Origin of the sequence: Pseudomonas sp. NFX183 (assembly GCF_047943075.1) — a bacterium.
Lineage (GTDB): Bacteria > Pseudomonadota > Gammaproteobacteria > Pseudomonadales > Pseudomonadaceae > Aquipseudomonas.
Window position 1 is genome coordinate 647,458 of sequence record NZ_CP181333.1, and the last position, 14,801, is coordinate 662,258.

A 14,801-nucleotide genomic window follows, 5' to 3' on the forward strand; every position below is an offset into this window, starting at 1 on the left:
ACGCAATCTCAGGTTTTGGGGCTGCTTCGCACCCCAACGCGGGGCAAGCCCGCTCGCCACAACAGCAGCACCACCTCCAAGCCGCCGCCTTCCCGATTACTCAAACTCAACCGCCCCTCATGCGCCCGCGCAATCGTATGCGCAATGCTCAACCCCAACCCATACCCGCCAGTTTCGGCATTGCGTGAACCTTCCACCCGGTAAAACGGTTCCATCACCTGCTCCAACTGCTCCTGGGGAATCCCCGGGCCACGGTCACTGATGACGATCCTCAAACTGTCCGCCTGATCCTCAACCTGCACCACCACCTCGCAGCCGTAACGCACCGCGTTTTCCAGCAAGTTCTGCACACAGCGTTTGAGACTGCGCGCATACCCCGGCAGCGGCTGCTTCGCCCGGCCAATGATGGTCACGCTTTCGCCCACGTCTTCCAGGTCCGCCTGCAGGCTTTGCAGCAAGGCATTGATGTCGATGTTCTGTCGCGTCTCGTTGATCTCACCGCTGCTGACAAAGTCCAGGGTGCTGGCCACCATGTGTTCCATTTCTTCCAGGTCGCTGCGAAAACGCTCCTGGGTGCGCGTGTCTTCGAGCATTTCCGTGCGCAAACGCAGGCGTGTGATCGGCGAGCGCAGGTCGTGGGAAATGGCCGCAAGAAAGCGCGTGCGCTCGGCGATATTGGCGATCAGCCGTTGCTGCATCGCATTAAACGCCTGGGCGGCGCGGCGCACTTCAGTCGGGCCATCCACCGGTAACGGTGGGCGCTGGATGTCCCGACCCAGCGCCTCGGCGGCCTTGGCCAGGGCATTCAGCGGGCGGATGGCCAGGCGCACCGCCACCAGGGCGATGACCACCAGCACCAGCACCCGCAGCAAATAGATGCGCATCACGTAATCGAACCACAGGTCCAGCGGTGAGGTACTGGTCCAGCCCTGCTCTTCACTGGCGTCCACGTGCAACCAGCGCCCATCGGGCAGGCGCAGGTCGATCAGAAACTGCCCGACCACCGGCTTGGAGCTGAGCAAGGTTGAGAGCCCGGCGGTCTGCCCTTGGCCATCGACCAGCGACAGGCGTAAAAGGCTCAAGGTTTGCGCGTAGCCGGTTTTCTGCGCCAACACCTGCTTGATCAGGCGTTCGGTGGGCCGGTCGCTGTCGTTGAGCGTGCTGGGCGTGTTGCTGGCCTGGTCGCTCAAGGTCAGCCGAAAGTGCGGCGCATCAAGCAGCTGGATCAAATGGTCGGCCTGCTGCGGGTCGCTGTGCATCACGCGCACCACGTCCGCCAAACGCGTGGCGATCAGCCGTGCGGGGATTTCCAGCACCTGGCCATGACGCCGGTCGTACCAGATGCTGCTGGTCAGCGCCTGGGCCGCGAGCATGCCGCTGACCAAAATCAGCACCAGGCGCCCGAACAGCGAACGCGGCAGCAGCCTCACGCGCCCAGCACCACGTCATCGGCGGTGAGCATATAACCCTCGTTGCGCACGGTCTTGATCAGCCCCCCCGGCAGCTGCGAGCGCAGGCGGCTGACGCACACGTCGATGGAGCGGTCGAACGGCGTGCTGTCCTTGTCGAACACATGGTTGAGCAGAAAGTCGCGGCTCAATGGGCGGTTCGGGTGCTGCAACAACAGGCGCAACACGCGGTAATCCGAATTGCCCAGGCTGACCACCACGCCTTCGGGGCTGAGCAGTTGCCGCGCCCGGGTGTCGAGTTGCCAGCCCGCGAACCGAATGCTCGGCGCCTCATCCAGGCGCGCACGGTCCGGAAAACTCTGTACCCGGCGCAACACCACCTTGATGCGCACCAGCAATTCACGCGGGTCGAAGGGTTTGGGCAGGTAGTCGTCGGCACCGATTTCCAGGCCGACGATGCGATCGATCAACGAGCCCTTGGCCGTGAGCATTACCACCGGCGTGTTGGAGCTGACCCGCAGCTCCCGGCACAGGCTCAGGCCGTCTTCGCCGGGCAGCATCAGGTCGAGCACGATCAGGTCGATCACGTTCAGCGCCAGGCGGCGGCGCATTTCCTTGCCGTCGGCGGCGGTGGACACCTGAAAGCCCGCGTCACTCAAATAGTCGCAGAGCAGTTGGCGGATTTGCGGGTCGTCATCAACGATCAACAGGTGGTCAAGCTTTGCCATGGGCAGTCAATCCGAAAACTCAAAACGCAGGAGATAGCCGAAAGCTCAGCCAGTGGTAAGCGCAAATGTAATGGAATGTTGTGGGAAACCATAATCACGCATCAGCGATACAAACCCGGGGTATGGCGGGCCGAATCGCTCTTTAGACTACCGAACCTAAATGAGAGTAATTGTAATTTAGGCTCGGGTCACCGCCATGTCACTGTCCACCCCGCACCGTCACACGCTGCACACCACCCTGGCACCGATGTTCGGCTTTCTCGCTGCCGGCAGTGTCGCACCGACTGCCTGGGCCGATGCGCGCACCGCCACGCCAGACGATTCGGTGGTGAGCCTGCCGCAAATCAAGGTCGACGGCGAAGAAACCACCTCCGCCTTCAAAGTCGACCGGGTGACCTCGGCGAAAATCAGTCAGCCGCTGCTCGACGCGCCGCAAAGCGTGACCATCGTGCCGCAGCAAGTGCTTAAAGAGCAGAACGCGCAAACCCTGCAGGAAGTGTTGCGCAACGTGCCGGGCATCACCTTCATGTCCGGTGAAGGCAACCTGGGCTGGGGCGACCTGTTTTCGATTCGCGGCTTTTCGTCCGAGCAAAGCCTGACCGTACAGCCAGGTCGGCGCATCCCTCGACGGCTTCCAGCTCTACGGCATCCCGGGCGCCGGCCGCACCCTCACCGCCAGTGTCGATTATGAGTTCTAACTTTCCCGCATCAGGAGCCTCCGCCATGTTCAAACCCCGTAACGTGCTCAAGCTCGGCGTGCTGTTCGCCGCGCTGGTGCTCGGCCATGCCGAAACCGCCGCCGCCCATGAAGTCACCGACGTGCTGGGCCGCAAGGTCGAGGTAAAGGATGACGTCAAACGCGTGGTGCTCGGCGAAGGTCGCTTGATTTCGGCATTTGCCTTGCTCGACAAGGACGCGCCGTTCCAGCGCATCGTTGGCTGGCAGAACGACTTGAAGCTGCTGGACCCGCACACCTACAACGCCTATGTGGCGAAGTTTGCGACAGTCAAAGACATCCCGTTGATCGGGCAAGCCTCCGAGCAAAGCGTCAGCGCCGAGGAAATTCTCTCGCTCAAACCTGACCTGGCGGTGTTCAGCATCTCCGGCCACGGGCCGACCGAACACAGCGCGGTGGCTGACGTGCTGGCCAAGGCGGGCATCCCGGTGTTGTTCGTCGATTTCCGTATCAACCCGGTGCAAGGCACCCACACCAGCATGATCGCGCTGGGCCAGGCGCTGGGGCGTGAAGCCCAGGCCAACGCCTTCCTGGCCTTCTATGACCAGCACATCAAAGTCATCACCGACGCCGTCGCCACGCTGCCGGCGGGTCCGCGCCCGAGCGTGTTTCTGGAACTGCTGGCCGGTGCCTGGCAGGCACCTGGGCACACCACCGGCAAAAGCGGCATGGGTGAAGTGATCAAGCTGGTCGGCGGGCGCAATATCGCCGCCGACGTGGTGCCGGGTGCGCTGGGCGATATCAGCGTCGAGTACGCGCTGAAGGCTGATCCGGACGTGTACGTGGCCACCGGCAACCACAAGCCTGGGCTGATCCTGGGCGCTGGCGTAAGCCCTGATGAAGCACGTGAGGCATTTGATCGGGTGTTGGCGCGGCCGGAGTTCGCCAATCTTCGGGCCATCCGCGAGGGCAATGCCCACGGCCTGTGGCATGACTTCTACAACTCGCCGTACAACCTGCTGGCGATCGAAGCGCTGGCCAAGTGGGTGCACCCGCAGCTGTTCGCCACGCTTGACCCGCAGGCGACCATGGAGCAAATCAACCAACAGTTCCTGGGCATGCCGTTGCAGGGTGCTTACTGGATTGACGCAAAAACCCAGTAACACTTATCGCCCTGTTGGAACGCAGTCAGTGGGAGCTGGCTTGCCGGCGATAGCAGAGTGTCAGCCACTGAATCAGTCGACTGATACACCGCTATCGCCGGCAAGCCAGCTCCCATATCTGGATGTTCATCGTTTGTTAAATGTGTGTGAGCCAAATGACCACTCAAACCCTCGACCTCGCCAGTGCCACTCACGGCTACCGCCGCTTGCTGGCACGCCGCGCCTGGCTGCTGGCACTGCTGGGCACGGCGCTGGTCTGCGCGATGCTGGTGGACCTGGCCAGTGGCCCGTCGGGCATGGGCCTGCCGGGCATGGGCCTGCCGGCTTTGCTCGACGGCATCCTGCACCCCTCGCACCTCAGCGCCACCGACCACGTCATCATCTGGAATGTGCGCTTGCCCTACGCGCTGATGGCCGTGCTGGTGGGCTGCGCGTTGTCGCTGGCCGGGGCTGAGATGCAGGCGATCCTGAATAACCCACTGGCCAGCCCGTTTACCCTCGGCGTGTCGTCGGCCGCCGCATTGGGCGCGTCGCTGGTCATCGTGTTTCCGGTGACCACGTTGTGGGTGTCGGCCAACACGGCGATTTCCATCTCGGCCTTTATCTTCGCGGCGGCCTCGGTATTTTTGCTGCAAGCCATGTCGCGCCTGCGCGGCGCGGGCGTGGAAAGCCTGGTGTTGTTCGGCATCGCGCTGGTGTTCAGTTGCAATGCGGTCGTGGCCCTGCTGCAACTGGTCGCCACTGAAGATGTCTTGCAGCAACTGGTGTTCTGGACCTTGGGCAGCGTGACCCGGGCCAACTGGGACAAACTCGGCATCCTCGCCCTGGTCGTGGCGGTGGTGATGCCGTTTTCTTTCGCCGCCGCACCGCGCCTGACCCTGCTGCGCATGGGCGAAGACCGCGCGCAAAGCTTTGGCGTGGACGTGAAGCGCCTGCGGTTTTTCTCGTTGCTGCGCATCAGCTTGTTGTCGGCCACCGCCGTGGCGTTTGTAGGCACGATCGGTTTTATCGGTCTGGTCGGTCCGCATATCGCGCGGATTCTGGTGGGTGAAGACCAACGCTTCCTGCTGCCCGCCAGCGCCTTGACCGGCGCGTTGCTGCTGGCGCTGTCGTCGATTGCCAGCAAGCTGATCATGCCGGGCGTGATCGTGCCGGTCGGCATCGTCACCGCATTGGTGGGCGTGCCGATTTTCGTGGTGCTGGTGTTCAAGCGCGGGAGGCAGCTATGAACCAGGGCTTATCGGTGCACAACGCCAACGTCAGTTATGGCCGGCGGCAAATCGTGCATGACCTGAGCTTGCCTACCCTGCCCCACGGCAGCCTGACCGCGCTGATCGGCCCCAATGGCGCCGGTAAGTCGACCTTGCTGCGCGCCGTGGCCGGGCTGGAAAAGATGCAAGGCGTGGTAAGGCTGGGTGAGCTTGACCTGTCGGCCATGTCCGTGGCCGAGCGGGCGCGCCGCGTCACGTACATGCCGCAAAACCTGCCGCCGGGCCTGAGCCTCAGCGTGATGGAAAGCGTGATCGCCGCATTGCGCGTGGCCCATGTCGAAGGCATTCCCTTGTCCAGCGAGGCCTGTCTGCGTGAAGCGTTTGAGGCGTTGCAACGCATCGGCATCGCACACCTGGCCGATCAACTGTTAAGCACCTTGTCCGGTGGCCAACGCCAGCTGGTCAGCCTCGCCCAACTCATCGCGCGCCGCCCACAGGTGATGTTGCTCGACGAACCCACCAGCGCCCTCGACCTCAATTACCAGTTGAAGGTCATGGACTGCGTGCGTGGGCTGGTGCGCGAACACAACCTGATCGCCGTGGTGGTGCTGCACGACATCAACCTCGCCGCGCGGTTTGCCGACCACATTGCCGTGCTGCGCCAGGGCCGCTTGTACGCCAGTGGCGTGGCGGATGAGGTGCTTGACCCGGCGCTGTTTGCCGACGTTTACGGCGTGCGGGTGCGCATTGAACGGTGCTCGCAGCAGTCGTTGCAGGTGCTGGTCGATGGGGCTATGTGAAACGCTTCTAAGATTAGACGCAAATGTTTGATTGAATTATTGCCCTTGGATCATCACCTATACCTGCAGGCATTCGCTCATTTGGAGAGCTTCATGATCGACCTGTATTACTGGACTACCCCCAACGGTCACAAAGTTTCACTGTTCCTGGAAGAAGCCGGTCTGCCCTACAAGGTGCACCCGATCAACATCGGCCAGGGCGACCAGTTCAAACCAGACTTCCTGACGATTGCTCCCAACAACCGTATCCCGGCCATCGTCGACCAAAGCCCGAGCGACGGCGGCGCGCCGATTTCACTGTTTGAATCCGGCGCCATCTTGCTGTACCTCGCGGAAAAAACCGGCCAGTTCCTCCCCAAAGACCTGCGCGGTCGTCAGGAGGCATTGCAGTGGCTGTTCTGGCAAATGGGCGGGCTGGGGCCAATGGCCGGGCAGAACCATCACTTCAGCCAGTTCGCACCGGAAAAAATCCCCTACGCGATCAAGCGTTACGTCGATGAAACCGCGCGCCTGTATGGCGTGCTGGACCGGCGCCTGGCGGACCGCGCCTTCGTGGCGGGCGAGGACTACAGCATTGCCGACATGGCGATCTACCCGTGGATTGTTTCCCACAAGTGGCAAAGCCAGCGCCTGGAAGATTTCCCCCACGCGCAGCGTTGGTTCAACAGCATCAAGGAACGCCCGGCGACCGTTCGGGCGTATGAGCTGGTGCAGAAAGTGAATCCGCCCAAAGCCTGATCTCTGTGGGAGCTGGCTTGCCTGCGATAGCATCACCTCGGTACACATGAAAAACCGCGGTGCCTGCATCGCGGGCAAGCCCGACTCCCACATTGATCTCTATTCGTCTCAAGTTATCGCGCTTAACCCAAACTCCTGCTTGCGTCGTTTCGCCGCGCTCACTAACGTAGCGCCTTTAATGACGCTACCCCCCGCAGGAGCTTTGCCATGGCCTCGCCAGCCCTCTCACATTTTCTTCCCCGGTTCGGCGTTGCCGCGGCAGTGGCCAGTGCTTTAAGCCTGGCCGGTTGCCAGCTCCAGAGCACCCAGGACACCCTGCCGCCCGTTGCCGGCGTGCAGCCGATCAAAGGCCTGGCACAGAATGTGTCGGTACGCCGCAATGCCCAAGGCATGCCGCTGATCGAAAGCAACACCTTCCATGACGCGCTGTTCAGCCTCGGTTACGTGCACGCCAGCGACCGCATCACGCAGATGGTCACTTTGCGCCTGCTGGCTCAGGGCCGTCTGGCGGAAATGTCCGGGCCGGAGGTGCTGGATGTCGACCGCTTCATGCGCGCGGTCAACCTGAAAAAAAGCGCCGGCGAGCTGTACAACGCGTCGTCGCCGCGCCTCAAGCGCTTCTTTGAAGTGTATGCCCGCGGCGTCAACGCCTACCTGTTCCGCTACCGCGACAAGCTGCCGCCGGACCTGGCCCAGACCGGCTACAAGCCCGAGTACTGGAAACCGGAAGATTCGGCGCTGTTGTTCTGCCTGTTGAATTTCAGCGAATCGAGCAACCTGCAAGAAGAACTCTCCTCGTTGGTGCTGGCGCAGAAAGTCGGCGTCGACAAGCTCGCCTGGCTCACGCCAAGCGCGCCGGATGAGCCAATCCCGGCGGACGAGGCCGACAAGCTCAAGGGCGTGAACCTGGGCCAGATCACGGGCCTTGCGGGCCTGGAAAGCGTCGGCCAGCAGTTGAACAGCCTCAACGCCCTGGCGGTCACCACCTCCAACAACTGGGCCATCGGCCCGCAACGCAGCCGCAGCGGCAAAAGCCTGCTGGCCAGCGACCTTGCCGCCCAGCCGCAAGCGCCGTCGTCGTGGAATTACGTGCAGATCCGTGCGCCCAAATACCAGGCAGTCGGCGCCTCGATTGCCGGTCTGCCGACCCTGTTGTCCGGCTTCAACGGCAAAGTCGCGTGGAGCATGAGCGCGGTCAAGGGCGACACCCAGGACCTGTTCCTGGAAAAGGTCAAACGCCAAGGCAACGCGTTGTACTACGAGAACAACGGCAAATGGCTGCCGGCCACCGTGCGCAACGAAACCTACTTCGCCAAAGGCCAGCGGCCACTGCGTGAAGTGGTCTACGAAACTCGCCACGGCGCCCTGCTCAACAGCAGCCAGGCGCTGACCAGCGGTTTCGGCCTGGCCCTGCAAACCGCCGACTTCAAGGACGACAAGAGCCTGGACGCGTTTTTCGACCTGTCCCGTGCGCAAAACGCCGGCAAGGCGTCGGACGCGACCCGGGAAATCCGCGCCATCGCCCTGAACATGATCTTCGCCGACGCCAGCAACATCGGCTGGCAAGTCACCGGCCGCTTCCCCAACCGCCGCGAAGGCGAAGGCCTGCTGCCGTCGCCGGGCTGGGACGCGCGTTTTGACTGGGACGGCTACGCCGACGCGATGCTGCACCCGTACGATCAGGACCCGGCCCAAGGCTGGATCGGCACCGCCAACCAGCGCACCGCGCCACGCGGTTATGGCATGCAACTGTCCAATTCCTGGGATGCACCGGAGCGCAGCGAACGCCTGGCGCAGCTGGCCAACGCCGGCAAGCATGACAGCCGCAGCATGATCGCCATGCAGTACGACCAGACCACCCCCTTCGCCGCCAAGCTCAAGACCATGTTCCAGGCGCCGGGCATGGCCCAGCCGTTGAAACAGGCGATCGATGCGCTGCCGGCGGCTGACGCGACCAAGGCCCGCGAGGCGCTGAATCGCCTGATGGCGTTTGATGGCCGACTGGCGCCAACGTCTGCCGACGCGGCGATCTACGAGCTGTTCCTGCAGGAAAGCACCAAGCAGATCTTCCTCGACGAACTCGGCCCGGAAAACAGCGCCAGCTGGAAGGCTTTTATCAGCAACGCCAACCTGTCCTACTCCGCCAACGCCGACCACCTGCTGGGCCGCGAAGACAGCCCGTTCTGGGACGACGTGCGCACGGCGCAAAAAGAAGACAAACCGGCGATCCTGGCCCGCAGCCTGGCCGCCGCGATCACGACCGGCGACAGCCAATTGGGCGCCGACCACAAGGCCTGGCAGTGGGGCAAGCTGCACACCACCACCTGGAAAAACACCAACGGCCAGGTGATTCGCGGCCCGTTCGCCAGCGGCGGCGACCACAACACCCTGAATCCGGCGCCCTACCGTTGGGGCCAGGACTTCACCACCACCCAGGTGCCGGCGCTGCGCATGATTGTCGACTTCGGCCAGATTGAACCGATGATGGGCCAGGGCGGCATTGGCCAGTCCGGCAACCCGGCCAGCCCGAATTATGCGAACGGCATCGACCCGTCGCTCAAGGCGCAATACCTGAGCTTCCCGATGCAGCCGCAGAACTTTGACAAGGTGTACGGGAAAACCCGCTTGACACTCACACCCGGCAAATAACCCGGTTTTTCACTGAAGAAACCGGATCAAAAATGTGGGAGTGGGCTTGCTCGCGAAGGCGGTTGTTCAGCCAACTATTCGGTGACTGACACGACGCCTTCGCGAGCAAGCCCGCTCCCACAGTTGGACTGCATGCATTCCGATAGAACTTCTGCGCTGTGCCCCTCCTCCTATTTGATAAGCCCATTGCCCCGGCACGCCCATGGACCTTGTCATCGCCCGGCCCGAAGGCCTCTACTGCCCCGCCGGAGATTTTTACATCGACCCATGGCGGCCGGTGGAACGCTCGGTCATCACCCACGCCCACGGCGACCACGCCCGCACCGGCAACGAGCACTACCTGGCCGCTGCGCCCGGTGAAGGCATTTTGCGCTCGCGCCTGGGCCAGGACATCAATCTGCAAACCCTGGCCTATGGCGAAAAACTCGTGCACCACGGCGTGACCCTGAGTTTCCACCCTGCCGGGCACGTGCTGGGTTCAGCCCAGGTGCGGCTGGAATACCAGGGCGAAGTCTGGGTCGCCTCCGGCGACTACAAAGTCGAGCCCGACGGCACCTGCGCGCCCTTCGAACCGGTGCGTTGCCACACCTTTATTACCGAATCCACGTTCGGCCTGCCGATCTACCGCTGGCAGCCCCAGGCGCAGATTTTCGCCGGGATCAATGACTGGTGGCAGGCCAATATCGCCGCCGGCAAGGCCAGCGTGTTGTTCTGTTATTCGTTCGGCAAGGCCCAGCGCATCCTGCATGGCATCGACGCCAGCATTGGCCCGATCCTCAGCCATGGCGCGGTCGAACCCTTGAACCGCGTGTACCGCGAAGCCGGCATTTATATCCCTGAAACCCTCTACGCCGGCGACTTCAAAAAGACCGACCCGTTGCTGCGCCAGGCGCTGATCATCGCCCCGCCGTCCGCAGGCGGAAGCAGTTGGATCAAGCGTTTCGGCGACTACAGCGACGCGTTCGCCAGCGGCTGGATGCGCCTGCGCGGTACGCGGCGGCGCCGCGGTGTGGACCGTGGCTTTGTGCTCTCGGACCACGCCGATTGGCCGGGGCTGTTGTGGGCCATCGAGCAAACCGGCGCCGAGCGGGTGATGGTTACCCACGGTTCTGTCGGTGTTCTGGTGCGTCACCTGCGGGAAAAAGGCCTGGATGCCCAGGGCTTCACCACCGAATACGGCGATGACGAAGAGGAGGCCAGCGCATGAAAGCCTTCGCCGAGTTGTACGCCAACCTCGACGCCACCACGTCCAGCAATGCCAAGCTCGCCGCGTTGCAGGCGTACTTTCGCCAAGCCCCGCCCGACGATGCAGCGTGGGCGGTGTATTTCCTGTCCGGCGGGCGGCCTCGGCAACTGGTGCCCACGCGCCTGCTGCGCGACATGGCCACCGAAGCCTCAGGTATCGAACCGTGGTTATTTGAAGAGAGCTACCAGTCGGTCGGCGATTTGGCCGAGACCATTTCCCTGCTGTTACCCGAATCCACCTACACCTCGGAAGATGGCCTGGCGGTGTGGCTTGAAGAAAAGCTGCTGCCCCTGCGGGGTTTGCCGCCTCTGGAACTCGCCGAACGCCTGCCCGCACTGTGGGCCCAGCTGGATCAGCCGAGCCTGATGGTCTGTATCAAATTGATCACCGGCAGCTTTCGCGTCGGCGTGTCCAAACTGCTGGTCACCCGCGCCCTCGCCGCGATGGCCGACCTCGACAGCAAGCGCGTGGCGCAACGCCTGGTGGGCTACACCGACCTGTCCAATCGCCCTACGCCTGAAGGCTACCTCAAGCTGATTGCTGCCGAATCGTCCGACGAACACGCGCAACGCGGCGGGCAGCCGTATCCGTTTTTTCTGGCCCATGGGTTGTCGCAGCCGGTGGAGCAATTCGACGCCCTGCTCGGCTCTCCCGCCGACTGGCAGGTGGAATGGAAGTGGGACGGCATTCGCGCGCAGCTGGTCAAGCGTGAAGGCCGGCTGTGGGTCTGGTCGCGGGGCGAAGAGCTGGTCACCGAGCGTTTTCCCGAACTGCACAGCCTGGTCAGCGGCCTGCCGGATGGCACGGTGATCGACGGCGAAATCGTGGTGTGGAAGGACGCAGTGCAACCCTTCGCGCTGCTGCAACAGCGTATCGGCCGCAAGACCTTGAGCAAAAAGGTGCTTGAAGATGCACCGGTCGCCGTCCTCGCCTACGACCTGCTGGAGTTCGAGGGCGACGATTGGCGCAATCACACCCAGGCCGAACGCCGCACCCAACTCGAGCGGGTGATTGCCCTGTGCAACCAGCCTGTGCTGCTGCCATCTCCTTCGCTGACGGGGACCTCTTGGGCAGACCTCGCGCAGCAACGCGAGGCGTCTCGCCAGTTGGGCGTGGAAGGCATGATGCTCAAGGCCAAGGACGGCCTGTACGGCGTGGGCCGCACCAAGGACATGGGCGTGTGGTGGAAATGGAAAGTCGACCCGTTCAGCGTCGACGCGGTGTTGATTTACGCCCAACGTGGCCATGGGCGCCGCGCCAGCCTGTATAGCGACTACACCTTTGCGGTGTGGGATGGCCCGCCCGGCACCGAACGCACGCTGGTGCCGTTCGCGAAGGCCTATTCAGGCCTGACCGACGAGGAAATGCGCAAGGTCGACGCGATTGTGCGCAAAACCACCGTGGAGAAATTCGGGCCGGTGAGCAGTGTGACGCCGAGCATGGTGTTTGAGCTGGGGTTTGAAGGGATAGCCCTGTCCAAGCGCCACAAGAGCGGGATTGCGGTGCGGTTTCCCAGAATGCTGCGGTGGCGCCAGGATAAGGCGGTGGATGAGGCGGACAACCTGGCCACGCTGCAGGACCTCCTGACCTGAAATACATCCTCATGTGGAAGCGGGCTTGCTCGCGAATACGGTGGGCCAGTGACAGATGAATTGACTGACCCGCCGCATTCGCGAGCAAGCCCGCTCCCACGTCTGATTCGCGTCAAGATCCAAAATGGTGCACTGAAAAATCAATGCCCATTTTCGGGCATCTCCTACACTCTCATCTCCCTTATCCCACCTTTTAAAACAGTCATTCGGAACTATGGTGCAGAAATTGCTACTCGTGATCCGTCTGACACCGTTCAGTAACAGTCCTAAACGCGCCACAAGCGCTTATCTTGGTTTCCAGGGATTACATAATGAAAAAAGCATTGCTGACCCTTTCTGCACTGGCTCTGTGCATGGCTGCTGGTGTTGCCACCGCCAAGGAATACAAGGAATTGCGTTTTGGTGTCGATCCTTCCTACGCGCCGTTCGAATCCAAGGCCGCTGACGGCAGCCTGGTAGGCTTCGATATCGACCTGGGCAATGCGATCTGCGCCGAGCTGAAGGTCAAGTGCAAGTGGGTTGAAAGTGACTTCGACGGCATGATTCCAGGCCTGAACGCCAACAAGTTCGACGGCGTGATTTCCTCGATGACCGTGACCGAAGCCCGTGAAAAGGCGATCGACTTCTCCAACGAGCTGTTCTCCGGCCCGACGTCCCTGGTGTTCAAAAAAGGCGCGAACTTCTCCACGCCTGAGTCCCTCAAGGGCAAAACCGTGGGCTACGAGCAAGGCACCATCCAGGAAGCCTACGCCAAGGCGGTGCTGGACAAAGCCGGTGTGACCACCAAGGCCTATGCCAACCAGGACCAGGTGTATGCCGACCTGACGTCCGGTCGTCTCGACGCTTCGGTGCAAGACATGCTGCAAGCCGAACTGGGCTTTTTGAAGTCGCCGGCAGGCGCTGACTACGAAGTCAGCAAGGCCATCGACGACCCATTGCTGCCATCCAAAACGGCGGTCGGTATCAAAAAAGGTAACAAAGACCTCAAGGCCTTGCTCGATAAAGGTATCAAAGCGTTACACGATGATGGCACCTACGCCACCATCCAGAAGAAACACTTCGGCGATCTGAACCTGTACAGCGGTAAATAACACCCTGGCGCCCACCTGTTTGAGGTGGGCGCTTTTTTATCGCCATAGGTCCTGAATTCATGTTTGAAGATCTTTTGCAAACCCTGGGGCTGAGTGCCTTCAGTTTGAAGGGGTTCGGCCCGCTGTTGCTGCAAGGTACGTGGATGACGGTGAAACTGTCGGTCGCCTCCCTGGCCGTCAGCGTCCTGCTCGGCTTGCTCGGCGCCAGCGCGAAACTGTCCAGCGTCAGACTGATCCGCGTCCCCGCCCAGCTCTATACCACCTTGATTCGCGGCGTGCCCGACCTGGTGCTGATGCTGCTGATTTTCTACAGCCTGCAAATCTGGCTGACCGGTTTTACCGACTTCATGGAATGGGACTACATCGAGATCGACCCATTCAGCGCTGGGGTTATCACCCTGGGCTTCATCTACGGTGCCTACTTCACCGAGACCTTTCGTGGTGCGATCCTCGCCGTGCCGCGGGGCCAGCTGGAAGCGGCGACCGCCTACGGGCTCACGCGCGGGCAGCGGTTTCGCTTCGTGACCTTCCCGCAGATGATGCGCTTTGCCCTGCCGGGCATCGGCAACAACTGGATGGTGATGCTCAAGGCCACGGCGCTGGTGTCGATCATCGGCCTGGCGGACCTGGTCAAGGCCGCTCAAGACGCCGGCAAGAGCACCTACCAACTGTTTTACTTCCTGGTCATCGCCGCGTTGATCTACCTGCTGATCACCAGCGCGTCCAATGTCGTCCTGCGCTGGCTTGAGCGCCGTTACTCCGCTGGGTCCCGGGAGGCCGTGCGATGATCGAACTTCTGCAGCAATACTGGCGCCCCTTCCTTTATAGCGACGGCCAGCACATCACCGGGCTGGCAATGACCCTGTGGCTGCTCAGCGCGGCGCTGGTGATTGGCTTTGTGGTGTCGATCCCGCTGTCCATCGCCCGCGTGTCGCGCAAACGCTACATCCGCTGGCCGGTGCAGTTTTACACCTACCTGTTTCGTGGCACGCCGCTCTATATCCAGCTGCTGATCTGCTACACCGGGATCTACAGCATTGCGGCCGTGCGGGCGCAACCGGTGCTGGACGCGTTCTTTCGGGATGCGATGAACTGCACCATCCTGGCCTTCGCCCTGAACACCTGCGCCTACACCACCGAGATTTTCGCCGGGGCGATCCGCAGCATGGCGCATGGCGAAGTCGAGGCAGCCAAGGCTTACGGCCTGAGCGGCTGGAAGCTCTATGCCTATGTGATCATGCCGTCGGCGCTGCGCCGCTCGTTGCCGTACTACAGCAATGAAGTGATCCTGATGCTTCACTCGACCACCGTGGCATTCACCGCGACGGTGCCGGACATTCTCAAGGTGGCCCGGGACGCCAACTCGGCCACGTACATGACCTTTCAATCATTCGGCATCGCTGCGCTGATCTACCTGACCGTGACCTTTGCGCTGGTCGGGCTGTTTCGTCTGGCGGAGCGCCGTTGGCTGGCCTTTCTCGGGCCGAGCCATTAAGGA

The 14,801-nt window shown here is 62.2% G+C and carries 13 protein-coding genes; 11 read left to right on the plus strand and 2 right to left on the minus strand.

Translation table 11 applies throughout. The features are described 5' to 3' along the window. Nucleotides 1-8: 8 nt before the first annotated feature. Nucleotides 9-1,430 carry an ATP-binding protein gene (locus ACM530_RS03175; RefSeq protein ID WP_416364249.1) on the minus strand — a complete coding sequence of 474 codons (1,422 nt, stop codon included), beginning with the start codon at nucleotides 1,428-1,430 and terminating at the stop codon, nucleotides 9-11. Further along, entirely contained in the window at nucleotides 1,427-2,137 is a 711-nt protein-coding gene (locus ACM530_RS03180) for a response regulator (RefSeq protein WP_416364250.1), read from the minus strand. The genes ACM530_RS03175 and ACM530_RS03180 overlap by 4 nt, the downstream gene beginning before the upstream one ends. A 196-nt stretch (nucleotides 2,138-2,333) precedes the next feature. On the opposite strand from ACM530_RS03180, the gene ACM530_RS03185 reads away from it, so the two are divergent. From ACM530_RS03185 to ACM530_RS03235, 11 genes are all read left to right on the plus strand, one after another. Further along, complete coding sequence (locus tag ACM530_RS03185; protein WP_416364251.1) at nucleotides 2,334-2,828, plus strand: TonB-dependent receptor plug domain-containing protein; 495 nt, start codon at nucleotides 2,334-2,336, stop codon at nucleotides 2,826-2,828. 32 nt (nucleotides 2,829-2,860) lie between these two features. Further along, complete coding sequence (locus tag ACM530_RS03190) at nucleotides 2,861-3,976, plus strand: ABC transporter substrate-binding protein (RefSeq protein ID WP_416364252.1); 1,116 nt, start codon at nucleotides 2,861-2,863, stop codon at nucleotides 3,974-3,976. 155 nt (nucleotides 3,977-4,131) lie between these two features. Next, nucleotides 4,132-5,205, plus strand: coding sequence for a FecCD family ABC transporter permease (locus ACM530_RS03195; RefSeq protein WP_416364253.1), 1,074 nt, complete (start codon nucleotides 4,132-4,134; stop codon nucleotides 5,203-5,205). Continuing rightward, nucleotides 5,202-5,987 carry an ABC transporter ATP-binding protein gene (locus ACM530_RS03200; protein WP_416364254.1) on the plus strand — a complete coding sequence of 262 codons (786 nt, stop codon included), beginning with the start codon at nucleotides 5,202-5,204 and terminating at the stop codon, nucleotides 5,985-5,987. The genes ACM530_RS03195 and ACM530_RS03200 overlap by 4 nt, the downstream gene beginning before the upstream one ends. A gap of 93 nt (nucleotides 5,988-6,080) precedes the next feature. Then, nucleotides 6,081-6,725, plus strand: a complete 645-nt coding sequence (locus tag ACM530_RS03205) for a glutathione S-transferase N-terminal domain-containing protein (protein WP_416364255.1) — start codon at nucleotides 6,081-6,083, stop codon at nucleotides 6,723-6,725. A 207-nt stretch (nucleotides 6,726-6,932) separates the two neighbouring features. Beyond that, nucleotides 6,933-9,374: a penicillin acylase family protein gene (locus ACM530_RS03210; RefSeq protein WP_416364256.1), complete on the plus strand. Its 2,442-nt coding sequence runs from the start codon at nucleotides 6,933-6,935 to the stop codon at nucleotides 9,372-9,374. 202 nt (nucleotides 9,375-9,576) lie between these two features. Further along, nucleotides 9,577-10,581 (plus strand): ligase-associated DNA damage response exonuclease, encoded by a 1,005-nt coding sequence (locus ACM530_RS03215; RefSeq protein ID WP_145161921.1) that lies wholly within the window; start codon nucleotides 9,577-9,579, stop codon nucleotides 10,579-10,581. Further along, nucleotides 10,578-12,212 carry an ATP-dependent DNA ligase gene (locus tag ACM530_RS03220; RefSeq protein ID WP_416364257.1) on the plus strand — a complete coding sequence of 545 codons (1,635 nt, stop codon included), beginning with the start codon at nucleotides 10,578-10,580 and terminating at the stop codon, nucleotides 12,210-12,212. The genes ACM530_RS03215 and ACM530_RS03220 overlap by 4 nt, the downstream gene beginning before the upstream one ends. 311 nt (nucleotides 12,213-12,523) lie before the next feature. Beyond that, a complete protein-coding gene (locus ACM530_RS03225; RefSeq protein WP_106577139.1) occupies nucleotides 12,524-13,303 on the plus strand; it encodes a transporter substrate-binding domain-containing protein in 780 nt (259 codons plus the stop codon). A 59-nt stretch (nucleotides 13,304-13,362) separates the two neighbouring features. Further along, nucleotides 13,363-14,091: an ABC transporter permease gene (locus ACM530_RS03230; protein WP_416364258.1), complete on the plus strand. Its 729-nt coding sequence runs from the start codon at nucleotides 13,363-13,365 to the stop codon at nucleotides 14,089-14,091. Beyond that, nucleotides 14,088-14,798, plus strand: coding sequence for an ABC transporter permease (locus tag ACM530_RS03235; RefSeq protein ID WP_145161917.1), 711 nt, complete (start codon nucleotides 14,088-14,090; stop codon nucleotides 14,796-14,798). Before ACM530_RS03230 ends, ACM530_RS03235 begins: the two co-directional genes overlap by 4 nt. The last annotated feature ends 3 nt before the right edge of the window (nucleotides 14,799-14,801 follow it).

Excerpts from the sequence above, each read along its gene's own strand:
- ACM530_RS03180 (WP_416364250.1), bottom strand. The coding sequence starts at position 2,137 with ATGGCAAAGCTTGACCACCTGTTGATCGTTGATGACGACCCGCAAATC.
- ACM530_RS03185 (WP_416364251.1), top strand. The coding sequence starts at position 2,334 with ATGTCACTGTCCACCCCGCACCGTCACACGCTGCACACCACCCTGGCA.
- ACM530_RS03190 (WP_416364252.1), top strand. The coding sequence starts at position 2,861 with ATGTTCAAACCCCGTAACGTGCTCAAGCTCGGCGTGCTGTTCGCCGCG.
- ACM530_RS03195 (WP_416364253.1), top strand. The coding sequence starts at position 4,132 with ATGACCACTCAAACCCTCGACCTCGCCAGTGCCACTCACGGCTACCGC.
- ACM530_RS03200 (WP_416364254.1), top strand. The coding sequence starts at position 5,202 with ATGAACCAGGGCTTATCGGTGCACAACGCCAACGTCAGTTATGGCCGG.
- ACM530_RS03205 (WP_416364255.1), top strand. The coding sequence starts at position 6,081 with ATGATCGACCTGTATTACTGGACTACCCCCAACGGTCACAAAGTTTCA.
- ACM530_RS03210 (WP_416364256.1), top strand. The coding sequence starts at position 6,933 with ATGGCCTCGCCAGCCCTCTCACATTTTCTTCCCCGGTTCGGCGTTGCC.
- ACM530_RS03215 (WP_145161921.1), top strand. The coding sequence starts at position 9,577 with ATGGACCTTGTCATCGCCCGGCCCGAAGGCCTCTACTGCCCCGCCGGA.
- ACM530_RS03220 (WP_416364257.1), top strand. The coding sequence starts at position 10,578 with ATGAAAGCCTTCGCCGAGTTGTACGCCAACCTCGACGCCACCACGTCC.
- ACM530_RS03225 (WP_106577139.1), top strand. The coding sequence starts at position 12,524 with ATGAAAAAAGCATTGCTGACCCTTTCTGCACTGGCTCTGTGCATGGCT.
- ACM530_RS03230 (WP_416364258.1), top strand. The coding sequence starts at position 13,363 with ATGTTTGAAGATCTTTTGCAAACCCTGGGGCTGAGTGCCTTCAGTTTG.
- ACM530_RS03235 (WP_145161917.1), top strand. The coding sequence starts at position 14,088 with ATGATCGAACTTCTGCAGCAATACTGGCGCCCCTTCCTTTATAGCGAC.